19 protein-coding genes are annotated in these 21,149 nt (G+C 71.4%); 9 read left to right on the forward strand and 10 right to left on the reverse strand.

The window, feature by feature from the left end; all coding sequences use genetic code 11:
• Positions 1-31: 31 nt before the first annotated feature.
• Positions 32-682, forward strand: a complete 651-nt coding sequence (locus OIB37_RS19490) for a GntR family transcriptional regulator (protein ID WP_330458883.1) — start codon at positions 32-34, stop codon at positions 680-682.
• Complete coding sequence (locus OIB37_RS19495; RefSeq protein WP_330458884.1) at positions 679-1,974, forward strand: MFS transporter; 1,296 nt, start codon at positions 679-681, stop codon at positions 1,972-1,974. The genes OIB37_RS19490 and OIB37_RS19495 overlap by 4 nt, the downstream gene beginning before the upstream one ends.
• Positions 1,975-2,109: 135 nt before the next feature.
• On the opposite strand, the gene OIB37_RS19500 is transcribed toward OIB37_RS19495, so the two are convergent.
• Together OIB37_RS19500 and OIB37_RS19505 are read right to left on the reverse strand one after the other, a co-directional pair.
• Complete coding sequence (locus OIB37_RS19500) at positions 2,110-2,904, reverse strand: SAM-dependent methyltransferase (protein ID WP_330458885.1); 795 nt, start codon at positions 2,902-2,904, stop codon at positions 2,110-2,112.
• A gap of 173 nt (positions 2,905-3,077) precedes the next feature.
• Complete coding sequence (locus OIB37_RS19505; RefSeq protein ID WP_330458886.1) at positions 3,078-3,902, reverse strand: maleylpyruvate isomerase family mycothiol-dependent enzyme; 825 nt, start codon at positions 3,900-3,902, stop codon at positions 3,078-3,080.
• Between the two features lie 222 nt (positions 3,903-4,124).
• Between OIB37_RS19505 and OIB37_RS19510 the strand changes: the two genes are divergently transcribed.
• Positions 4,125-4,946: a carbon-nitrogen family hydrolase gene (locus OIB37_RS19510; protein WP_330458887.1), complete on the forward strand. Its 822-nt coding sequence runs from the start codon at positions 4,125-4,127 to the stop codon at positions 4,944-4,946.
• A 40-nt stretch (positions 4,947-4,986) separates the two neighbouring features.
• On the opposite strand, the gene OIB37_RS19515 is transcribed toward OIB37_RS19510, so the two are convergent.
• Both OIB37_RS19515 and OIB37_RS19520 read right to left on the reverse strand, forming a co-directional pair.
• Positions 4,987-5,481, reverse strand: a complete 495-nt coding sequence (locus tag OIB37_RS19515) for an LURP-one-related/scramblase family protein (protein WP_330458888.1) — start codon at positions 5,479-5,481, stop codon at positions 4,987-4,989.
• A 32-nt stretch (positions 5,482-5,513) separates the two neighbouring features.
• Positions 5,514-6,554: a GlxA family transcriptional regulator gene (locus OIB37_RS19520; RefSeq protein ID WP_330458889.1), complete on the reverse strand. Its 1,041-nt coding sequence runs from the start codon at positions 6,552-6,554 to the stop codon at positions 5,514-5,516.
• Positions 6,555-6,606: 52 nt separating this feature from the next.
• On the opposite strand from OIB37_RS19520, the gene OIB37_RS19525 reads away from it, so the two are divergent.
• Positions 6,607-7,014, forward strand: a complete 408-nt coding sequence (locus tag OIB37_RS19525) for a cupin domain-containing protein (RefSeq protein WP_330458890.1) — start codon at positions 6,607-6,609, stop codon at positions 7,012-7,014.
• 88 nt (positions 7,015-7,102) lie between these two features.
• Positions 7,103-8,947 (forward strand): NHL domain-containing thioredoxin family protein, encoded by a 1,845-nt coding sequence (locus tag OIB37_RS19530; protein WP_330458891.1) that lies wholly within the window; start codon positions 7,103-7,105, stop codon positions 8,945-8,947.
• An 87-nt stretch (positions 8,948-9,034) separates the two neighbouring features.
• On the opposite strand, the gene OIB37_RS19535 is transcribed toward OIB37_RS19530, so the two are convergent.
• From OIB37_RS19535 to OIB37_RS19545, 3 genes are all read right to left on the reverse strand, one after another.
• Complete coding sequence (locus OIB37_RS19535) at positions 9,035-9,289, reverse strand: DUF6458 family protein (RefSeq protein WP_330458892.1); 255 nt, start codon at positions 9,287-9,289, stop codon at positions 9,035-9,037.
• 65 nt (positions 9,290-9,354) lie between these two features.
• A complete protein-coding gene (locus OIB37_RS19540) occupies positions 9,355-10,686 on the reverse strand; it encodes a M18 family aminopeptidase (RefSeq protein ID WP_330458893.1) in 1,332 nt (443 codons plus the stop codon).
• Positions 10,687-10,775: 89 nt separating this feature from the next.
• Complete coding sequence (locus OIB37_RS19545; protein WP_330458894.1) at positions 10,776-12,602, reverse strand: acyl-CoA dehydrogenase; 1,827 nt, start codon at positions 12,600-12,602, stop codon at positions 10,776-10,778.
• A gap of 185 nt (positions 12,603-12,787) precedes the next feature.
• Between OIB37_RS19545 and OIB37_RS19550 the strand changes: the two genes are divergently transcribed.
• From OIB37_RS19550 to OIB37_RS19560, 3 genes are all read left to right on the forward strand, one after another.
• Positions 12,788-13,258, forward strand: a complete 471-nt coding sequence (locus OIB37_RS19550) for an SseB family protein (RefSeq protein ID WP_330458895.1) — start codon at positions 12,788-12,790, stop codon at positions 13,256-13,258.
• Between the two features lie 118 nt (positions 13,259-13,376).
• Positions 13,377-14,354, forward strand: coding sequence for a pirin family protein (locus OIB37_RS19555; RefSeq protein WP_330458896.1), 978 nt, complete (start codon positions 13,377-13,379; stop codon positions 14,352-14,354).
• 230 nt (positions 14,355-14,584) lie between these two features.
• A complete protein-coding gene (locus OIB37_RS19560; protein WP_330458897.1) occupies positions 14,585-15,631 on the forward strand; it encodes an AI-2E family transporter in 1,047 nt (348 codons plus the stop codon).
• A 64-nt stretch (positions 15,632-15,695) separates the two neighbouring features.
• On the opposite strand, the gene OIB37_RS19565 is transcribed toward OIB37_RS19560, so the two are convergent.
• On the reverse strand, positions 15,696-17,846 hold the full coding sequence (locus OIB37_RS19565; protein WP_330458898.1) for an ATP-binding SpoIIE family protein phosphatase: 2,151 nt from the start codon (positions 17,844-17,846) through the stop codon (positions 15,696-15,698).
• A gap of 238 nt (positions 17,847-18,084) precedes the next feature.
• Between OIB37_RS19565 and aspS the strand changes: the two genes are divergently transcribed.
• Positions 18,085-19,848 carry an aspartate--tRNA ligase gene (gene aspS / locus OIB37_RS19570; RefSeq protein ID WP_330458899.1) on the forward strand — a complete coding sequence of 588 codons (1,764 nt, stop codon included), beginning with the start codon at positions 18,085-18,087 and terminating at the stop codon, positions 19,846-19,848.
• Between the two features lie 120 nt (positions 19,849-19,968).
• Here the strand turns inward: aspS and OIB37_RS19575 are convergent, their stop codons facing one another.
• Positions 19,969-20,700 (reverse strand): nucleotidyl transferase AbiEii/AbiGii toxin family protein, encoded by a 732-nt coding sequence (locus OIB37_RS19575; RefSeq protein WP_330458900.1) that lies wholly within the window; start codon positions 20,698-20,700, stop codon positions 19,969-19,971.
• A gap of 59 nt (positions 20,701-20,759) precedes the next feature.
• Positions 20,760-21,035, reverse strand: a complete 276-nt coding sequence (locus tag OIB37_RS19580; protein WP_330458901.1) for a hypothetical protein — start codon at positions 21,033-21,035, stop codon at positions 20,760-20,762.
• Between the last annotated feature and the right edge of the window lie 114 nt (positions 21,036-21,149).

Here is a 21,149-nt window from a genome sequence, read left to right on the forward strand (position 1 = left end):
CATGCGTACGTGATGTATCTATCCTGTGGCCATGCAAACGGCCACCAGGCAGCCACCCGCCGCCGACCGCGTCTACACCCATGTCAAACAGGGGGTCCTCGACCGCCGTTACGAGGGCGGGACGCTGCTGACCGAGGGCGAGCTGGCCGAGGCGGTGGGGGTCTCGCGCACCCCCGTCCGCGAGGCGCTGCTGCGCCTGGAGGCCGAGGGCCTGATCCGGCTCTACCCGAAGAAGGGTGCTCTCGTCCTGCCGGTCTCCGCGCAGGAGATCGCCGACGTGGTGGAGACCCGGCTGCTGGTGGAGGAGCACGCCGCCCGCAAGGCCGTACCCGCGCCGCCCGCGCTGCTGGAACGGCTGGCCGCGCTGCTGGAACGGCAGAAGGAGCAGGCCGCCGCCGGTGACTTCGCCGGCGCCGCGGTGACCGACCGCAGTTTCCACGCCGAGATCGTGCGCAGCGGCGGCAACGAGATCCTCTCCCGCCTCTACGACCAGCTGAGGGACCGCCAGCTCAGGATGGGAGTCGCCGTCATGCACTCGCACCCCGACCGGATCGCCAAGACGCTCGCCGAACACGAGGAGATCCTGGGCGCGCTGCGTTCGGGGGACCCGGAGGCGGCCGTCGGCATTGTGCACCGGCACGTCAGCTGGTTCTCGCACCTCGCGCGGGGTGAGGTGCGGTGAATGGCGCCACCCTCCCGGGCGACCCGCCGGGCGGCCGTCGTGCCGTCGCCGTGTGGTCCATCGGCGTCGCCGTCTACTTCGTCGCCGTCATCTTCCGCACCTCCCTGGGCGTGGCCGGCCTGGACGCGGCGGACCGCTTCCACGTCAACGCCTCCGCCCTGTCGACGTTCTCGATACTCCAGCTGCTGGTCTACGCCGGCATGCAGATACCCGTCGGCCTGCTGGTGGACCGGCTCGGCACGAAGAAGGTGCTGAGCATCGGCGCGGTGCTGTTCACCGCGGGACAGCTGGGCTTCGCCTTCTCCCCCTCCTACGGCACGGCACTCGCCTCGCGCGCGCTGCTGGGCTGCGGTGACGCGATGACCTTCATCAGCGTGCTGCGGCTGGGCACGCGCTGGTTCCCGGCCCGGCGCGGACCGCTGGTCGCACAGCTCGCGGGCCTGGTCGGCATGGCGGGCAACCTGATCTCCACGCTCGTCCTCGCCCGGCTCCTGCACAGCGTCGGCTGGACCCCGGCGTTCGCGGGCAGCGCGTTCGCCGGTGCCGTCGTCCTCGTCCTGACCCTGCTGTTCCTGAAGGACCATCCCGAGGGCCACGAACCCGAGCCCTCCTCGCACCAGGGCGCGGCCTACGTCCGCCGGCAGATCGTCGCGGCCTGGCGGGAGCCCGGCACCCGCCTGGGCATGTGGGTGCACTTCACCACCCAGTTCCCGGCGATGGTCTTCCTGCTCCTGTGGGGCCTGCCCTTCCTGGTCCAGGCGCAGGGCCTCAGCCGTGCCACCGCGGGCGAACTGCTCACCCTCGTCGTCCTGTCCAACATGGTGGTCGGCCTGGTCTACGGCCAGATCGTCGCCCGGCGCCACGAAGCCCGGCTGCCACTGGCGCTCGGCACGGTCGCCGCCACCGCGGTCATGTGGGCGCTCACCCTCGTCTGGCCCGGCGACCACGCGCCCATGGGTCTGCTGGTGGCCCTCTGCGTGGTTCTCGGCGCCTGCGGCCCCGCCTCGATGCTCGGCTTCGACTTCGCGCGCCCGGCCAACCCGCCCGAGCGACAGGGCACCGCGTCCGGCATCACCAACATGGGTGGTTTCATCGCCTCCATGACGACGCTGTTCGCGATCGGCGTGCTGCTGGACGCCACCGGCGACGACTACTCCGTCGCCTTCTCCGCCGTCTTCGTCCTCCAGCTCCTCGGCGTCACCCAGATCTTCCGCCTGCGCGGGCGCGCGGCCCGGCGGGAGCGGGAACGGCTGGTGGCCAGCCGGGTGGAGACGGTGCACGTGCCGGCGTGACGCGGGGCATCCGCTGCCGGCGGCGGCCATCCGGCATTCGGCAGCGGTCATCAGGCAGCGGTGATCCGGCGGCGGTCATTCGACGTCCGGCAGCTGTCAGCTGGCATCGGCCGTACGCCACCGGTAGGAAGTCGCTCAGTCGGCGTCCGGTGTGTGACTCGCGCCGGCGACCGGCACGAGCGTGAGATACGCGAGGCCGAGGACGCCCCGGTAGCTCATCCACTGCGCCCGGTGCCGGTCCAGGCGTTCGCGGGTCGCGGCGGCGAGCGGATGCTCCGGGTGCGCGGCGAGCCAGACCTCCAGGTCCGCCTGGTACGCCGACTCGAACGCCTCCCACTCCTCGGGGCTCGCCGTCTCGGTCCACTCGGGCCGGAAGCCGGCGGCCACGGACAGGTCCAGGAGAGCACCGAGGCCGTAGTGGTCGTCGACGCGGGCACCGGGCCACATGCCGGACAGCTCGTCCGCGGTGGGTGTCCGCTCCCAGAAGCCCTCGCCGAGCAGCACCCGCCCGCCGTCCGCCACCAGCCGTCGCAGCTCGCGCAGCGCCTCGGCGGTGGGTCGCTCGGCCGTGCTCAGCGCCTGGCTCGCGCCCAGACACAGCACCAGGTCGGCCGGCCCGCGCTCGGTTGCGACGGCGGACTCCTCGACGAACTCCACCCGGCCCGCGAGCCCCCGCGCCCCGGCGTTCAGCCGGCCCCGGGCCAGGTCCTCGACATTGACATCGACACCCACCCCCCGGGCCTCCGGCACGGCCTCCAGCACACGCAGCAGCAACTCGCCCCAGCCGCAGCCGATGTCGAGGATCCGGCGGGGCCGGGTGGCGGCGAGCCTCCCGACGAGCCGGCCCGCGCGGGCTTCGGACAGGGGGCCGTGGAAGGTGAGGCGGCTGAGCCGGGGCGGCAGGCCGTCCTCCGCGGGGTCCGTGGTCACGCCGGGCACGGTAGCCGCCCGCGGGGTCAGGAGGCTCAGGATTTTCCGGTGCCCGCTCTCCGCCGTGCGGACCGACGGGACACACCGGCTCCGGTCACCGTCCGGCCGCTGACGCGCCCGTACCGCCTACGCGCCCGTACCGCTGACGCGCCCCTGCCCCCCGATTTCCCGTCCTACGGGGTGATCGTGAAGTTCCGCAGGATCGCCGCCGCGAGTTCCTGGTCGCCCTCCGTCTTCACGCGGTCCGCCACCGCCTCCGGGGTCACGCGGCCGCAGGCCAGACGGAGGTAGGTCTCCCAGTCGAGGGAGAGCGTGGCGGCGGGGCCGAGCGCGGGGGAGGTCTCCAGCGTGCCGCGGCCCTGGATGTCGACGCGGACGGTGCGCAGGAACTCGACGGGGCCGCTCACGTCGAAGACGATCGCGGAACTGCGGGGCGCGTCCGCGCCCTTGGCGACGACCTTGGGCAGCGCTTCGAGCATGAGGTCACGGGCGATGTGCGCGCCGGGCGAGTCGAGATTGCCGGGGCGGCCGAGAGCCGTGCGCAGGTCCTGCTCGTGCACCCACACGTCGAACGCCCGCATGCGCATGGCGTGTTCGAGGGTGACTTCGGTGCCCATCATGGCGCGCACCATGGTGCCGGGCTCACGGGACTCGTTGCGCAGCTGGCGGTTGCGGCGGATGACCGTGTACTCCAGCTCGGCCGTCATCTCCGGCGACGTGTGGTGGCGGCGGACGTCGACCTGCATCTCCATGTAGCGCTGGTGCTCGTTGGTGACGTGGAACAGGTCACGGGGGAGCGTGTGGATGGGCCGCGGGTCGCCGAGCATCTCGCAGTCGAGGCCGATGATGTGCGAGACCACGTCCCGGACCGACCAGCCGGGGCAGGGAGTCCGTCGGTTCCACTCACCCTCGACGAGTGACTGCACGATGTCGGATATCGCGTCGATCGAGTGCGTCCAGGCGTCGGCGTAGGGCTGGAGGGTGGGATGCAGACTCACGGAACGGGACCCCTCGGGCGGTCGGTACACGGGCAGGTTGTGGCGGCTTTCGCCAACGGGAGGTGGCTGCGCTCGGCGGCGTTCTTGGGACTCCCCCGTGCTCTCGGCTCCGCACGAGCACGGGAGACCCCCAAGTTACGCTGCTCCGAGGCACCCCGGCAGTGCTTTCGTGTGACGATCGTAGGCCTGTGTGGACGACTCGAATGCCAGGACGGTGGTAGTGTGCGCGCCTCGCTGATCCAGATTGCCGTGGACGAGGACGAATCGGTTGCCGAACGGCGCCTTCGGGCAGCCGCGTTGGTTCGTGAACAGGCCGGCTCCGACCTCGTGGTTCTGCCCGAACTGTGGACGACCGGCGCCTTCGCCTACGAGCGTTTCGGCCCGGAGGCCGAGCCGCTGAGGGGCCCGACGTACGAGGCGATGGCCAAGGCGGCGAGCGACGCGGGAGCGTGGCTGCACGCCGGATCCATCCCGGAACGCGACCCCGACGGTTCCCTCTACAACACCTCTCTCCTCTTCTCTCCCTCCGGTGAGCTGGCCGCGGCCTACCGGAAGATCCACCGCTTCGGCTTCGACCGGGGCGAGGCCGTGCTCATGGGCGCGGGCAGCGACCTGGTGACGGTACGGCTGCCGGAGACCACGCTCGGTCTGGCCACCTGCTACGACCTCCGATTCCCCGAACTCTTCCGCTCCCTCGTCGCCGCCGGCGCCGAGACCCTGGTGATCCCGGCGGGCTGGCCCGAGCGGCGGCGCGGACACTGGACGCTGCTGGCTCAGGCGCGGGCGGTGGAGAACCAGGCGTTCGTACTCGCCTGTGGAACGGCCGGGACGCACGCCGGAGTTCCGCAGGCGGGTCACTCGATCGTGGTAGATCCGTGGGGCGAGGTACTCGCCGAGGCGGGCGCCGGCGAGCAGGTCCTCACCGTCGACCTCGACCCCGGCAAGGTGCCGGTCACCCGCGAGCAGTTCCCGGCCCTGAAGGACCGGATGCTCGGCCTCGAACCACCCCGGCGGCAGGACCCGCCCGCACGGTCGGACGGCTAGTTCCCCAGCCCCCCAGCTCCCCCCAGCTCCCCCCAGTCCCCTAGTCCTCCTCCCCCTCCTTCTCCGCCAGGTGGATCACGCACACCGCCACCGCGATCAGCAGCGCCGGATCGGCGTCCTCGCGTACGACGTCGACGCCGTACGTCTCCCGGATGCTCAGCCACCTACGGGAGATCACCGCGAGGAGTTCGCCGTCGTACTCGACGGCGAACTCCCGGTCGAGGATCTTGCCGCTGACGTCCAGGTCGGTGCCGTCCACCAGGGACACCCGGTAGTGGTTGCGCAGCAGGGACAGCCGCTTGCGCCTGATGGTGGCCAGGCCCTCGCCGTCCCGTTCGATCACCATGGTGTCGCGCAGGGCGAGCATCTTCTGGTGGATGTCGATCAGGACGCGGCCCTGGGTGTCCTTCAGTTCGAAGGTGTCCCGCAGCCGCATGGCCTTGCCGTCGACGAGGTACACCTTGTGGCCGTGCTCGTCCTCGATCCAGTAGTCGTCACCGATGCCGAGGATCCGGTCGCGTACGAGGAATCTCATACCCTTGCTGCTTCCCCGGCGCGGGCCGATCGTCACAGGGCCGGGACGGTCTCCGGCCCGAAGCGCCCGCGGTAGTCCGACGGACTCAGCCCCGTCTCGCGGCGCAGCCGTACCCGCAGGTTGGCCCCGGTGCCCAGGCCGCTGCGCTCCGCCACGACGTCCAGGCGCTCCTCGCCCCGCTCGATCAGCCGGCAGGCGAGCGCGACCCGCTCCCGGGTGAGCCAGGCCAGCGGGGTGGTACCGAGCTGTGCGCGGAAGCGGCGGTGCAGGGTGGCCGGGGACACGGACGCGTGCGCGGCCAGCTCCGCCACGGTCAGCGGCTCGCCGAGGCGCTCCAGCGCCCAGGACAGCAGCGGGCCGAGGGAGGCGTCGGGCACCTCGGGCACCGGCCGCTCCACGAACTGCCGCTGGCCGCCCTCCCGGTGGGAGGCGAAGACCAGGCGCCGGGAGACCGCGTTGGCGATCTCGGCACCGTGGTCATGGCGCCAGATGTGCAGCCCCAGATCGAGGGCGGCGGCGCTGCCCGACGCGGTCAGCACGTCGCCGTCGTCCACGAAGAGCACGTCCGGCTCCAGCAGCACCTTCGGGTGCAGCGCGCGGAAGGTGTCGGCCCAGCGCCAGTGGGTGGTGGCCGGGCGGTCGTCGAGCAGCCCGGCCTCGGCGAGCGCGAAGGTGCCGGTGCAGAAGCTGACGACGCGGGCGCCACGCGCGTGCGCGCGCCGGATCGCGTCCAGGACGTCGGCACCGCGCGGGACGACGTTGTCCGGCCGGCCGGGCACGAGCAGGGTGTCCGCGTCGTCCACCGTCTCCAGGCCGGCCACCCCGGTCAGGGTGAAGAAGCCGTGGTTCATCCGCACCTCGGGTGCCGGCGCGCACAGCGTGACCTCGTACAGGGGCCCGGGCAGCCCCAGTTCGGGGCGCGGCAGCCCGAACAGCTCGGTGGCGACACCGACCTCGAACGGGTTCGTGCCCGCGTCCACGATGACGGCGACCCGGTGCGCCCGAACCGGCCGTCCCGGCCGCGCGGGCCGCGGAGGTCGCGTGGGCCGGGACTGCGAGGATCCTTGCGGCATGTGCGATTTCTAGCACTCGTACGACCGCCCGGCCACCGCGCACGATGAGCCCATGGCAACCGATGAACCCACCCGCGAACCCCTCGACCTGGACAAGGCCCTCGCCTCGTTCGCCGAGCAGTGGAGCCCGCGCATCGTCACCACCGTCAACGACTACGACGTCCGCGTCGCCAAGGTCGAGGGCGAGTACATCTGGCACGTGCACGAGGACACCGACGAGTTCTTCCTGGTCCTCGCCGGCGAACTGCACATCGGCTTGCGGGAGCCGTCCGGCGAGCGCACGGTCGTCCTGCCCCGGGGCTCCGTCTTCACCGTCCCGCGCGGCACCGAACACAAGCCGTACGCGCCCGTCCCCACCGAGATCCTCGTCTTCGAACCGACGGGCACCCTCACCGTCGGCGACCGCCACGACGAGGTCCCGGACCACGTGGACGCGACCACGGGCCACGCGCTGGGCTGAGCACCGGTGCGGTGCCCTTGCGGGGTGCCGGGCGGGTGCCGGGCGGGCGCCGGGCGGGGTGTCGGCACGGAGTGGCACCCTTGGATCCATGAACGATGCCGCCCCGGCGCCCACCCCCGCGCCCCGACGACGCGCCCGCGTCCGTGCCCCCGAGCTGATCGGCAAGGGCGGCTGGCTGAACACGGGCGACAAGCAGTGCACCCTCGCCGACCTGCGTGGACGCATCGTCGTCCTGGATTTCTGGACCTTCTGCTGCATCAACTGTCTGCACGTCCTGGACGAGCTGCGGGAGCTGGAGGAGAAGCACCGGGACACGGTCGTGGTGATCGGGGTGCACTCGCCGAAGTTCGTGCACGAGGCCGAGCACCAGGCGGTCGTGGACGCCGTCGAGCGGTACGACGTGGAGCACCCGGTGCTGGACGACCCGGAGCTGGCGACCTGGAAGCAGTACGCGGTGCGGGCGTGGCCGACGCTGGTCGTGATCGACCCCGAGGGGTATGTCGTCGCGCAGCACGCCGGTGAGGGGCACGCGCACGCCATCGAGCGGCTGGTGGAGGAGCTGGAGGCCGAGCACGAGGCGAAGGGCACCCTGCGCCGCGGCGACGGGCCGTACGTCGCGCCGGAGCCCGAGCCGACCGTGCTGCGCTTCCCCGGCAAGGCGCTGGCGTTGCCCGGCGGGACCTTCCTGGTCAGCGACACCACCCGGCATCAGCTGGTGGAGCTGGCCGAGGACGGCGAGACGGTCGTGCGGCGCATCGGCACCGGCACGCGCGGGTTCGCCGACGGCGGGTCGGAGGAGGCCTCGTTCAGCGAGCCGCAGGGGCTGGCGCTGTTCGAGGACGGCACGTCCGTGGTCGTCGCCGACACCGTGAACCACGCGCTGCGCCGCCTCGACCTCGCCTCCGGCGAGGTGACCACCCTCGCGGGCACCGGCAAGCAGTGGTGGCAGGGTTCGCCGACCTCCGGACCGGCCCGCGAGGTCGATCTGTCCTCCCCGTGGGACGTGGCGGTCTTCGGCGGCGAGGTGTGGATCGCCATGGCGGGCGTGCACCAGCTGTGGACGTACGACCCGGTCGAGAAGACCGTCGCCGTGGGCGCGGGCACCACCAACGAGGGTCTGGTCGACGGCCCCGGTGCCGAGGCCTGGTTCGCGCAGCCGTCCGGTCTCGCGGCCACCGCCGACCGGCTCTGGCTGGCCGACTCCGAGACGTCCGCGCTGCGCTGGGTGGATCTCGACGGCACCGTGCACACCGCTGTGGGCACCGGTCTGTTCGACTTCGGGCACCGGGACGGTGACGCCGGGCAGGCGCTGTTCCAGCACCCGTTGGGCGTCACCGCGCTGCCGGACGGTTCGGTCGCCGTCGCCGACACCTACAACCACGCCCTGCGCCGCTACGACCCCGCCACCGGCGAGGTCACCACGCTCGCCACCGATCTGCGCGAGCCCAGCGACGCCGTCCTGGCCGGCGACGACATCGTGGTCGTCGAGTCGGCCCGGCACCGCCTGACCCGGCTGCGGCTGCCCGAGGAGGCGGTCCGCGTGGAGGCGGTCGCCCACCGTACGCAGCGTGCGGCGACGGAGGTCGCTCCCGGCCGGCTCCGGCTGGACGTGATCTTCCAGGCGCCGGCGGGCCAGAAGCTGGACCTGCGCTACGGCCCCTCGACCCGCCTGCTGGTCTCCTCGACCCCGCCCGAGCTGCTGCTGAAGGGCGAGGGCGCGGACACGGACCTGTCCCGCGAGCTGGAGCTGAACCCGGCTGTCACCGAGGGCGTCCTGCACGTCTCCGCGATGGCCGCGTCCTGCGACGACGACCCGGAGAACGAGTACCCGGCCTGCCACGTCCACCAGCAGGACTGGGGTGTACCGGTCCGCCTCACCGAGGGCGGAGCGGACCGGCTGCCGCTGGTGCTGGCGGGCATGGACGAGCGGTAGCCGCACGAGCCGTAACCGCAAGAGCCGTAGCCGTACGAGCCGTAGCAGCCGTACGAGCCGTAGCCGTACGACCCGTGGCCGGACGGTTCAGGCGCCGTAGCCGTCGCTGTAGCCGCCCCGGTGGCTGTGGTGGTGCCGTTCCTCCTCGACGACCGGTGTCGTCGGGGGCACCACCACACGCCGGCGCCGTGCGATGCCGCTGAACGTGGCCAGCCCGATCAGGCCGACCGCCATCAGGATGATGCCGACCAGATCGAGGTTGACTCCGTTCATGTGCCAGTCGGTCGCGAACGTGAGGATGGCTCCTACGGCGATGAGGATGATGCATCCGCCGAGACCCATGAGAGCTCGCCTTCCCTTCCGGTTTCCGGAAACTCCGGTCCCTCGGGTACCCGGCGAGCCCCGAACTAGCCCTCCAGGAAGGCCACCAGAGCGTTGGCCAGGAGGAACGGGTCGTCGGCGCCGCACAGTTCGCGGACGCTGTGCATGGAGAGGATCGCGACGCCGATGTCGACGGTCTTGATGCCGTGGCGGGCCGCGGTGATCGGGCCGATGGTGGTGCCGCAGGGCATGGAGTTGTTGGAGACGAAGGCCTGGAAGGGGACGCCGGCCCGCTCGCAGGCGGCGGCGAAGAGCGCGCGGCCCGAACCGTCCGTGGCGTAGCGGTTGTTGACGTTGACCTTGAGGATGGGGCCGCCGTTGATCCGCGGGTGGTGGGTCGGGTCGTGCCGCTCGGCGTAGTTGGGGTGCACGGCGTGGCCCGTGTCGGAGGACAGGCAGACCGTGCCGGCGAAGGCGCGGGCACGGTCCTCGAGGGAGCCGCCGCGGGCGAACACCGAGCGTTCGAGCACGCTGCCGAGCAGCGGGCCGTCGGCGCCGGTGTCGGACTGGGAGCCGTTCTCCTCGTGGTCGAAGGCGGCGAGGACGGGGATGTGGGTGAGCGGGGCGCCCGAGGACGCGGCGGCCGCGGCGGCGGTCAGGGCGGCCGTTCCGGCGTGCACCGACAGCAGGTTGTCCATGCGGGGGCCGGCGACCAGGTCCCGGTCCCGGCCGAGGTAGGCGGGGGCCTCCACGGGGTAGGCCATGAGGTCCCAGCCGGCCACCGAGCCCGCGGGGAGCCCGGCCTCCTCCTCCAGGAAGGCGATCAGGTCGCCCTCGCGCACGTCGTCGCTCAGGCCCCACACCGGCTGGAGGTGGCGCTGCTTGTCGAGCTTGAGGCCGTCCGAGGTCACGGAACGGTCCAGGTGGATGGCGAGCTGGGGAACGCGCAGCAGCGGCCGGTCCACGTCGACCAGGACCTCGCTGCCGTCGCGCAGGGTGAGCCGGCCGGCCAGGCCCAGGTCGCGGTCGAGCCAGGAGTTCAGCAGCGGGCCGCCGTAGATCTCCACGGCGATCTGGCGCCAGCCGTGCGCGCCGCTGTCGGGCAGCGGCTTGACCCGCAGGTTCGGGGAGTCGGTGTGCGCGCCGATGATCCGGTACGGGGTGTGCGGGGCCGCGCCCTCGGGGACGTACCAGGCCACGATCGCCCCGCCGCGCAGTACGTAGCGGCCGCCGCTGCCGGTGGCGGAGGGAGCGGAGGTCTCGGTGTCCCACGCGTCGGTCTCGGCGACCTGCTTGAAGCCCGCCTTCTCCAGCCGTTCGGCGACGTTCGCCACGGCGTGGTAGGGCGTGGGGCTCGCCGCAAGGAAGGACATGAGGTCGTCGGTGTGGCCGCGGTCGAAGCGGGTCGGTGCGCTCATGTGGTTCACCTTAACGACGTGCGCGGGCCCGCTCCCGGCAAGGGGAGCGGGCCCGCGCAGACGATCAACGGGTGCGGGGCGGGGGCCTCTTAGAAGGCGGCCTCGTCCAGCTCCATCAGGTCCAGCTCGACGTTCTCGGAGATCTTGCGGGCCAGGGTGACGCCGGGCAGGACGTTGGCCGCGAAGAACTTCGCCGCCGCGATCTTGCCGGTGTAGAACGCCACGTCCTTGGAGGAGGCCGTCTCCAGCTTCTCGGCGGCGACGGCGGCACCGCGCAGCAGCAGGTAGCCGACGATCACGTCACCGGAGGCCAGCAGCAGGCGGGTGGTGTTCAGGCCCACCTTGTAGATGTTCTTGACGTCCTGCTCGGTGGCCGCGAGGTCGGTCAGCATCAGGCCGACGATCGCCTCCAGCTCCACGGCGGCCTTGGCCAGGTGCTCGCGGGCGCCGGCCAGGTCCTCGCCGCCGGTGCCGAGCGCCAGGAACTTCTTGATGTCCTCGGCGAGGCTGTTCAGCGCGGCACCCTGGTTGCGGACGATCTTCCGGAAGAAGAAGTCCTGGCCCTGGATGGCCGTGGTGCCCTCGTACAGGGTGTCGATCTTGGCGTCGCGGATGTACTGCTCGATCGGGTACTCCTGCAGGAAGCCGGAGCCGCCGAAGGTCTGCAGCGACTGGGCGAGCTGCTCGTAGCCCTTCTCGGAGCCGTAGCCCTTGACGATCGGCAGGAGCAGGTCGTTGAGGGCGTGCTCGGCGGAGGTGTCCTCGCCGTTCGCCTCCTTGACCGCGATCGTGTCCTGGACGGCGGCGGTGTGCAGCACGAGGGCGCGCATGCCCTCGGCGTACGCCTTCTGCGTCATCAGCGAGCGGCGCACGTCGGGGTGGTGCGTGATGGTGACCTTGGGCGCGGCCTTGTCCATGAACTGCGCCAGGTCCGGGCCCTGGACGCGCTCCTTGGCGTACTCCAGCGCGTTGAGGTAGCCCGTCGACAGGGTCGAGATCGCCTTCGTGCCGACCATCATGCGGGCGAACTCGATGATGCGGAACATCTGGCGGATGCCGTCGTGCTTGTCGCCGATCAGCCAGCCCTTGGCGGGGTGACGGTCGCCGAAGGTCATCTCGCAGGTGTTGGAGGCCTTCAGGCCCATCTTGTGCTCGACGTTGGTGGCGTAGACGCCGTTGCGCTCGCCCAGCTCGCCGCTCTCGCCGTCGAAGAGGAACTTCGGGACGAGGAAGAGGGACAGGCCCTTGGTGCCGGGGCCGGCGCCCTCGGGGCGGGCGAGGACGTAGTGGAGGATGTTCTCCTCCATGTCGTGCTCACCGCTGGTGATGAAGCGCTTCACGCCCTCGATGTGCCAGGAGCCGTCCTCCTGCTGCACGGCCTTGGTGCGGCCGGCGCCGACGTCCGAGCCCGCGTCGGGCTCGGTGAGGACCATGGTGGAGCCCCAGGTCTTGTCGACCGCGATCTGGGCCCACTTCTTCTGCTCCTCGGTGCCCTCCTCGAAGAGGATGCGGGCGAACGCCGGGCCGGAGGAGTACATCCAGACCGCCGGGTTCGCGCCGAGGACCAGCTCCGCGTACGCCCAGATCAGGGACGGCGGGGTGGTGGTGCCGCCGATCTCCTCGGGGACGCCGAGGCGCCAGTACTCGGAGTCCATGAAGGCCTTGTAGCTCTTCTTGAAGGACGCCGGGACGGGCGCGGTGTTCGTCTCGGGGTCGAAGACCGGCGGGTTGCGGTCGGCGTCCGCGAAGGACTCCGCCAGCTCGTTCTCCGCGAGGCGCGTCAGCTCCTCCAGGACGCTCTTGGCGGTGTCCGTGTCCATCTCCTCGAACGGGCCGGTGCCGTAGAGCTTGTCGCGGCCGAGGACTTCGAAGAGGTTGAACTCGATGTCGCGGAGATTGGACTTGTAGTGCCCCATGGTGACGGCTCCGTTAGGACTCGGCGAGGCACTGACTCCTCGCATCTGGCTCACGTACCAACAAGTAACTCCGATGATGCTACCCGTGAGTAATAAGATGCAACCCCACCCCCGGCCGGTCCGGGTGTGAGAAGGGTCTACTCCGTCTCTCCATCCGGCGCCCCCGTCTCGATACGCTTGCGCCCATGTACGGCTACGACCAGAACGCTGGCGCTCAGCAGCAGTACGCCCCGCCGCAGCAGCCGGGTGGTGTCGGCGGGTACGGCCAGCAGCCGCCGCTCTACCCGGAGCCGTCGCCGCCCTCGCTCGCGGACGCGGTGCGCGCCTTCACGACCGGCCAGATGGCCGCCGAGGACTTCCAGCAGATCTTCGCCACGTCGAAGGTGTACTGCCCGCGCGGTGACACCCCCGGCTTCCTCGCGCTGCACAACACCCAGCAGCCGGTGATCCCGATGTTCACCTCGCTCAAGGAGCTGCGCCGGTACGCGGGCAAGGAGTCCAAGTACTTCGTGATCACCGGTTCCGAGGTGATCGACCTGCTGCCGACCGGCTACGGCTTCGTCCTGGACATGGAGGGCGAGCACCGGATGGTGTTCGACGCCAAGGCCGTGGAGCAGATGGTCGACTTCGCGATGCGCCGGATGTACGGCGGCTGAGCGGTTTCCTCGCGTGACATCCGCAGGGCCCGGAGGGAATTCCTTCCGGGCCCCGTTCGTTCTGACTGGCAGAAAGTTCAACGCTCAACTAAAGTGACTGTACAAGGAGGTACCGACCATGCCTGCAGTGACCGTTGAGAACCCGCTCGCGCTGCCCCGCGTGACCGCTCCCGCCGACGCCGTGGCGCGTCCCGTGATCGCCGTCGCGACCGCCCCGAGCGGATTCGAGGGCGAGGGCTTCCCGGTGCGCCGTGCGTTCGCCGGGATCAACTACCGCCACCTCGACCCGTTCATCATGATGGACCAGATGGGTGAGGTGGACTACGCGCCGGGCGAGCCCAAGGGCACCCCGTGGCACCCGCACCGCGGCTTCGAGACCGTCACCTACATCATCGACGGCACCTTCGACCACCAGGACTCCAACGGCGGTGGCGGCACCATCACCAACGGCGACACCCAGTGGATGACCGCGGGCTCGGGTCTGCTGCACATCGAGGCCCCGCCGGAGGCCCTCGTCATGTCCGGCGGTCTCTTCCACGGCCTCCAGCTGTGGGTGAACCTCCCGGCCAAGGACAAGATGATGGCCCCGCGCTACCAGGACATCCGCGGCGGCAGCGTCCAGCTGCTCACCTCCCCCGACGGGGGCGCGCTGCTCCGTGTCATCGCCGGTGAGCTGGACGGCCACGCGGGCCCCGGCATCACCCACACCCCGATCACGATGATCCACGCGACCCTCGCGCCGGGCGCCGAGATCACGCTGCCCTGGCGCGAGGACTTCAACGGCCTCGCCTACGTCATGGCGGGCCGCGGCAGCGTCGGCGCCGAGCGCCGGCCCATCCACCTGGGGCAGACCGCCGTCTTCGGCGCGGGCTCCTCGCTCACCGTGCGCGCCGACGAGAAGCAGGACTCGCACACCCCCGACCTGGAGGTCGTCCTCCTCGGCGGACAGCCCATCCGCGAGCCCATGGCCCACTACGGCCCGTTCGTCATGAACAACAAGCAGGAGCTGATGCAGGCCTTCGAGGACTTCCAGAAGGGCCGGCTGGGCACGATCCCGGCCGTGCACGGGATGTCGGAGTCGGGCCCCCAGGACTGACCGCCGCCCCACGGCGGCCGAAGCCCGCCCCGCCCACTTCTCGGCTCACCGGGCCGGGCGGTGGGCGGTCGCGCGTTTCGGGGTCCAGCCGCGGGTTTCGGGGGGTCCAGGGGGGCGGGGCCGTCCGGTACGGCGGTGCGGGCCGCCCGGTACGCACGGCGGTGCGGGGCGCCTCACCCACCCGGGCCGCTGCGCAGGACAGTGAACCCCCGCCGTGATCCGCTGGACGCGTGCAGCTGCTGCCCGAGTCCGTACGCCGCGTCGCCGCCTGGTGTGCCGTCCTGCTGCTCGTCGCCGGGGTGGGCTGGGTCGGGGTGCGGCTCTGCTCGGAGTTCCGTACCGCCGTCACCCCCGTCCTGCTCGCCCTGCTCGGCAGCGCGCTGCTCGGACCGCTGTACCGCAGGCTGGTGCAGGCGAAGGTCAACTCCTCGCTCGCGGCAGGGCTGACCTGCGTCGCCGTGCTCGCCGTGGTCGGCGGCGCCCTCTACATCGTCGTCGCCGCGCTCATCGACACCGGCGACGAGATCATCGCCTCGCTCCGGAACGCCGTCCGGTCCCTCGCCCGCCACTTCGGGGTCGCGGGGACGGGCCTCGACGACGTCGCGGGCAACGTGCGCGAGCTGCTGGGCAAGTTCGGCGCGACGGCCGTCTCCAACGTCATCAGCGGGGTCAGCGTGGTCGGCGAGACCATCGCCGTGGCCGTGCTCGCGCTGCTGCTCGTCTTCTTCTTCCTGCGCGACTCCCAGCGTGCCGTCGACGGCCTCAGGTCCATCGCCCCCCACGGCACCGCCGACATCGTGGAGGCCATGGCGCGGCGCGCCTTCGAGCGCGTGGAGGGGTTCATGCGGGGGACGACCCTCATCGCGCTCATCGACGCCGTCTGCATCACCGTCGGCCTGCTCATCCTCCGGGTGCCCGGTGCCGTCGGCCTCGGCGCGCTCGTCTTCGTCGGCGCCTACATCCCCTACCTCGGTGCCTTCATCTCCGGCGCGGTGGCCGTCCTGGTCGCCCTCGCCGACCGGGGCTTCGTCATCGCGCTGTGGGCGCTCGGGGTCGTCCTCGCGGTGCAGGTGCTGGAGGGGCATGTGCTGCAGCCGGCCATCCAGAGCCGGACCGTGCAGATGCACCCGGCGGTGGTGCTGCTCGCGATCACCGCGGGAGCCTCCGTCGCCGGCGTCCTCGGCATGCTCCTCTCGGTCCCGCTGACGGCGGCCGTCTTCGGGGTCGTCCACGAGCTGCGGGAACGGCACGGCACGCCGGAACCGTCGGACCCGTAGCGACGCCCGAGCCGTCGGGCCCGTAGCGGCGCGGGCCGTACGTCTCATCGCGCCTCACCGCGCCTCACTGGCCGTCCGGCTCGTGCAGTGCGAACCAGATGCTCTTCCCCTCCCCCCGCGGCTCCACGCCCCACGCTTCCGCGAGCAGTTCGATCAGCACGAGGCCGCGGCCGGAGGAGGCCAGTTCGCCGGGACTGCGTTTGTGCGGGAGGTCGTCGCCCGTGTCGGTGACCTTCACCTGAAGCCGGCGCCCGCCCGGTTCCCCGGAGATCTCGGCGAGCACCAGCGCGTCGGCGTCCGTGTGGACGAGGACGTTGGTGATCATCTCGGAGAGCAGCAGGACGGCGGAGTCGACCTGGTCGGCCGAGGACCAGTCGTGCAGGAGTTCGCGCAGGTGCTGACGGGCCTCGGCGATGCGCTCGGGCTCGTCCTGCGCCACCGACAGCAGCGTGTGCCGCACCTGGGGCCGTACGGCCAGGGCGCCGCCGTGCCCGTCGCCGGGGCGGCACAGCAGCACGAGCGCGATGTCGTCCTCGCGGCGGTCGGTCAGCGGGCCGGTCATGTAGTGCGAGGAGGGCCCGTGGACGCCCTGCACCAGCGCGTCGGCCAGCCGCTCCAGGCCGACCTCGCCGTCCCCGGACCCGTCCTGGACGTCGTGGTCCTCCAGGATCGCGCGGATGCGCCGCCAGCCGCTCTCCATGTCGTGGCCGCCGGTCTCGATCAGGCCGTCGGTGCAGAGCAGCATCGTCTCGCCGGGCTCCAGCGTGAACCGGGTCGTCGGGTAGTCGGCGTCCGGGTCGACACCCAGGGGCAGCCCGCCCGCGATCGGCCGCCGCATCACCGTGCCGTCGGCCATCCGGATCACCGGGTCCGGGTGCCCGGCGCGGGCGACCTCCAGCTCGCCGGTCGCCGGGTCCACCTCCGCGTACAGACAGGTCGCGAAGCGCAGGTCGGGCAGGTGGTCGGCCGGGTGCGCGTCATGGGTGACGCCGTGCAGGAAGCGGGAGGCGCGGGAGAGCACGGCGTCGGGTCGGTGCCCCTCGGAGGCGTAGGCGCGCAGGGCGATGCGGAGCTGTCCCATCAGGCCCGCCGCGCGTACGTCATGCCCCTGCACATCCCCGATGACCAGGGCGATCCTGTCTTCGCCGGGCAGCGGGATCATGTCGTACCAGTCGCCGCCGACCTGGAGTCCGCCGCCGGTGGGGATGTAGCGGGCGGCCACGGCCATCCCGGGGATCTCCGGGCCGAGCGAGGGCAGCATGGAGCGCTGCAGGCCCTCGGTCAGCTCCCGCTGGGTCTCGGCGGCGCCGGCCCGGCTGAGCGCCTGGCCGAGCATCCGGGCGACCGTGTTCAGCACCGCCCGTTCGTCGGGCGTGAACGTCACCGGATAGGAGAACGCCGCCAGCCACGCGCCCATCATGCGCCCGCCCGCCGTCAGCGGCAGGAACGCCCACGAGCGGCGTCCGAGGGGCTCGGCCAGCGGCCAGGTGGCCGGATAGCGCTCGCGGTACTCCTCCGGGGAGGAGAGGTAGACGGCACGGCCGGTGCGGACGACGTCGGCGGCCGGGTACTTCGTGGCCAGCGGCATGTGGGCGAAGGACGCCTCGTCGCCGGGCTGGTACCCGTGCTGGCCGATGATCGTCAGCCAGTCGCCCTCCACGGCGAACACCACCAGGCCGTCCGGGGTGAAGCCCGGCATGGACAGTCCGGCCGCGACCCGCAGCACCTCCGCCGTCGACCGGGCCTCCGCCAGCGCCCGGCCCGCGTCCAGCAGGAACGCCTCCCGGGAGCGCCGCCAGTCCCCGGTGACCGCGCTGCGCCCGGCCGGTGTGCCCGGGGTCGGCTCGGTGACCTCCTGGAGGGTGCCGATCAGCACGTACGCCCCGCGCTCCGGGTCGTGGGACGGCTTCGAGCGGCTGCGTACGACGCGGACGATCCGCCCCCGCTCGTCCATGATCCGGACGCGCACCTCGGCCAGCGTGCCCTCGGCGACCGCCAGCTGCACCACTCCGGTGATCTCGTTCCAGTCGACCGGGTGCAGCCGGGCGCGGGTCTGCGCCTCGGTCAGGGTGGTGGGTGCCGCGGGCAGCCCGAGCAGGCGTGCCGCCTCCGCGTCGACGGTGACCAGCCCGGAGGCGGTGTCCCAGTGCCACAGTCCGGTCGCGAGGGCGGCGAGTACGTCCTCGACGGACGGCAGGGGCTCGCCTGTGCGCATGCCCCACTTTAAGAAGATATGACCGGGCGTTGCCACCGAAGACGGCCCCGGATCCGCCACCGGAGGCGAGCGCGGTCCGCCGCGACGGACGACCGGGGCCCGCGGGGGAAGGCTGCCGGGCGGTAATGGTGGGGAGCCGATCATGGGCTGCCCGGTACCCTTGATGGGTCCGGGCCCCGTGCCCGTACCCGGCCGTGGAGAGCACCGCGGCTTCCCGAACGAAGGACGATGAACGACGATGCATCGGTACAGGTCCCACACCTGCGGCCAGCTCCGCGCCTCTGACGTCGGTGCTGACGTCCGGCTGAGCGGCTGGCTGCACAATCGCCGAGACCTGGGCGGCATCCTCTTCATCGATCTGCGCGATCACTACGGCATCACGCAGCTGGTGGCCCGTCCCGGCACGCCCGCGTACGAGGCGCTGGACAAGCTCTCCAAGGAGACGGTCGTCCGCGTCGACGGCAAGGTTGTTTCACGTGGAACCGAGAACGTGAACGCCGAGCTGCCCACCGGTGAGGTCGAGGTCGAGGTCGGCGAGGTCGAGGTCCTGGGTTCCGCGGCCCCCCTCCCCTTCACGATCAACGCCGAGGACGGGGTCAACGAGGAGCGGCGCCTGGAGTACCGCTTCCTGGACCTGCGCCGCGAGCGCATGCACCGCAACATCATGCTGCGTACCGCCGTGATCTCGGCGATGCGCCACAAGATGGTCGCGATGGGCTTCAACGAGATGGCGACGCCGATCCTGTCCGCCACCTCCCCCGAGGGCGCCCGCGACTACGTGGTCCCCTCCCGGGTGCACGCGGGCCGCTTCTACGCCCTGCCGCAGGCCCCGCAGCAGTTCAAGCAGCTGCTGATGATCTCCGGCTTCGACCGCTACTTCCAGATCGCGCCCTGCTTCCGCGACGAGGACGCCCGCGCCGACCGCTCGCCGGGCGAGTTCTACCAGCTCGACGTCGAGATGAGCTTCGTCGAGCAGGAGGACATCTTCCAGCCGATCGAGAAGCTCATGACCGAGCTGTTCGAGGAGTTCGGCGGCGGCCGCCACGTCACCTCCCCCTTCCCGCGCATCCCGTTCCGCGAGGCGATGCTCAAGTACGGCTCCGACAAGCCGGACCTGCGCGCCAAGCTGGAGCTCGTCGACATCACCGACGTCTTCGAGGGCTCGGCCTTCAAGGCGTTCGCCGGCAAGCACGTGCGCGCCCTGGCGGTACCGGACGTCGCGTCGCAGACGCGCAAGTTCTTCGACCAGCTCGGCGAGTTCGCCGTCTCGCAGGGCGCGCAGGGCCTGGCCTGGGTCCGCGTCGGCGAGGACGGCACGCTGTCCGGTCCGATCGCGAAGTTCCTCACCGAGGAGAACGTCGCCGAGCTGACCAAGCGCCTCTCTCTGGCCCCCGGCCACGCGGTGTTCTTCGGCGCCGGCGAGTTCGACGAGGTCTCGAAGATCATGGGCGCCGTGCGCGTCGAGGCCGCCAAGCGGGCCGGCCAGTTCGAGGACGGCGTCTTCCGCTTCTGCTGGATCGTCGACTTCCCGATGTACGAGCGGGACGAGGAGACCGGCAAGATCGACTTCTCGCACAACCCGTTCTCGATGCCGCAGGGCGGTCTGGAGGCCCTGGAGACCCAGGACCCGCTGGACATCCTGGGCTGGCAGTACGACATCGTCTGCAACGGTGTCGAGCTGTCCTCCGGCGCCATCCGGAACCACGAGCCGGACATCATGCTCAAGGCCTTCGAGATCGCGGGCTACGACCGTGAGACGGTCGAGGAGAAGTTCGCGGGCATGCTCCGCGCGTTCCGCCTGGGTGCCCCGCCGCACGGCGGCATCGCCCCCGGCGTGGACCGCATCGTCATGCTCCTCGCGGACGAGCCCAACATCCGCGAGACGATCGCCTTCCCGCTCAACGGCAACGCCCAGGACCTCATGATGGGCGCGCCGACGGAGCTGGACGAGTCCCGCCTGCGCGAGCTGCACCTGACGGTGCGCAAGCCGCAGCCGAAGTAGGGCCGGTAAGGCTCGGAAAGAGCCAAGCGGAAGCGCCCGGGGGCTGCGGTCCCCGGGCGCTTTCGTGTGTGTGCGTATGTGCGTGCGTGTGCGTGTGCGTGCGCCTGGTCGGCCGGGCTGTCACGCGCCCGGGTTCGCCCCGGACCCCTCCCCGGACTCCTCCTCGGCCCCTTCCTCGGACTCCTCGTCGGGTGACGCGCCGTCTTCCATCAGCCGTTCGGCGATGTCGTCGGACCAGTGCTGGGCCCAGGCGCGTACCTCGGCGACCTGTGGTTCCGTCAGGCCGTACCGCATGAAGTCGCCGTCGGAGTAGAAGTCCGTGCCGGTCAGGCGGGACTGGAGCGTGGGCAGGTCGAAGGTGTCGTAGGCGTGACGGCGCCCCAGTTCCTCCAGGCCGGGCAGGGGGAATCGGGCCGCCGCGGCCTGTGCGTCGATCAGGTCGACGGCCGCGCCCCGGTCGTACAGGGCACGGATCTTGGTGCCGACGGCGTCCTCCAGGGAGAGGGCGGGTCCGAGGTCGGTGAGCTCGGGAGGCTGCCAGAAGGCCTCTTTGTGCAGGGCCAGTGCGCAGGTCTCGCCGGTGGGCGGATCGGTCACCGTCAGCTGGGCCGTCAGCGTGCTCACGGACTCCACCCGCACCTGCCGGCCCCGCGCCTCCAGTGCCGCACCGAGCGCGCCGGCGATCCGGTCCATGGGTTCGGGGCTCTCGGTGGCGAAGTCGAGGTCGGCATGCGGGCGGCGGAGCAGGCCGTGCGCCTGGAGGGCGTAACCGCCGGCCAGTACCAGGACGTACGGGCTTCCGGCTGTGACGACGTCCGCGAGGAGCCTGCGGTGGGGTTCGGGGAGGTTCACGGGACCCGTACTCTGCCAGACCCGACGTCAGGTGTTCGCGTGCCTCGCCCCGGTGTTCCTCAGGCCGAGGGAGGTGCGGGGGTGTAGGTGGTCCCTGTGAAGAGGTCCTCGGCGTGGTCGACCGAACCTGCCCGGTCGAGCCAGTCGTTGACACGTTCGAGGTCGGTGCAGGTGAGGATGCGTTCGCGTGCGTCGTCGGAGACGGGGATGCCGCGGACTTCGAGGACCCGCAGAACACCCTTGGCCTCACCCCTGGCCTCGCCCTTGGCTTCGCCCTCCAGGAACGTCCGCTCGATCAGAGTGCCCCGGCCCGGGAAGTAGTTCACGAACGTCATGATGTGCCTCCATTTGAGCTGATGTGACCATGAGTGGAAGCTAGGAGGCGCCAGGGACGGGTGCCGGTGGACCGGATCGGGTTCACTCGTTCGAGGGGCGAGGGAACGTTCAGT

Source organism: Streptomyces sp. NBC_00820, from assembly GCF_036347055.1.
Lineage (GTDB): Bacteria > Actinomycetota > Actinomycetes > Streptomycetales > Streptomycetaceae > Streptomyces.

Excerpts from the sequence above, each read along its gene's own strand:
- OIB37_RS19490 (WP_330458883.1), top strand. The coding sequence starts at position 32 with ATGCAAACGGCCACCAGGCAGCCACCCGCCGCCGACCGCGTCTACACC.
- OIB37_RS19515 (WP_330458888.1), bottom strand. The coding sequence starts at position 5,481 with ATGAGATTCCTCGTACGCGACCGGATCCTCGGCATCGGTGACGACTAC.
- OIB37_RS19520 (WP_330458889.1), bottom strand. The coding sequence starts at position 6,554 with ATGCCGCAAGGATCCTCGCAGTCCCGGCCCACGCGACCTCCGCGGCCC.
- OIB37_RS19525 (WP_330458890.1), top strand. The coding sequence starts at position 6,607 with ATGGCAACCGATGAACCCACCCGCGAACCCCTCGACCTGGACAAGGCC.
- OIB37_RS19530 (WP_330458891.1), top strand. The coding sequence starts at position 7,103 with ATGAACGATGCCGCCCCGGCGCCCACCCCCGCGCCCCGACGACGCGCC.
- OIB37_RS19535 (WP_330458892.1), bottom strand. The coding sequence starts at position 9,289 with ATGGGTCTCGGCGGATGCATCATCCTCATCGCCGTAGGAGCCATCCTC.
- OIB37_RS19540 (WP_330458893.1), bottom strand. The coding sequence starts at position 10,686 with ATGAGCGCACCGACCCGCTTCGACCGCGGCCACACCGACGACCTCATG.
- OIB37_RS19545 (WP_330458894.1), bottom strand. The coding sequence starts at position 12,602 with ATGGGGCACTACAAGTCCAATCTCCGCGACATCGAGTTCAACCTCTTC.
- OIB37_RS19550 (WP_330458895.1), top strand. The coding sequence starts at position 12,788 with ATGTACGGCTACGACCAGAACGCTGGCGCTCAGCAGCAGTACGCCCCG.
- OIB37_RS19555 (WP_330458896.1), top strand. The coding sequence starts at position 13,377 with ATGCCTGCAGTGACCGTTGAGAACCCGCTCGCGCTGCCCCGCGTGACC.
- OIB37_RS19565 (WP_330458898.1), bottom strand. The coding sequence starts at position 17,846 with ATGCGCACAGGCGAGCCCCTGCCGTCCGTCGAGGACGTACTCGCCGCC.
- aspS (WP_330458899.1), top strand. The coding sequence starts at position 18,085 with ATGCATCGGTACAGGTCCCACACCTGCGGCCAGCTCCGCGCCTCTGAC.
- OIB37_RS19580 (WP_330458901.1), bottom strand. The coding sequence starts at position 21,035 with ATGACGTTCGTGAACTACTTCCCGGGCCGGGGCACTCTGATCGAGCGG.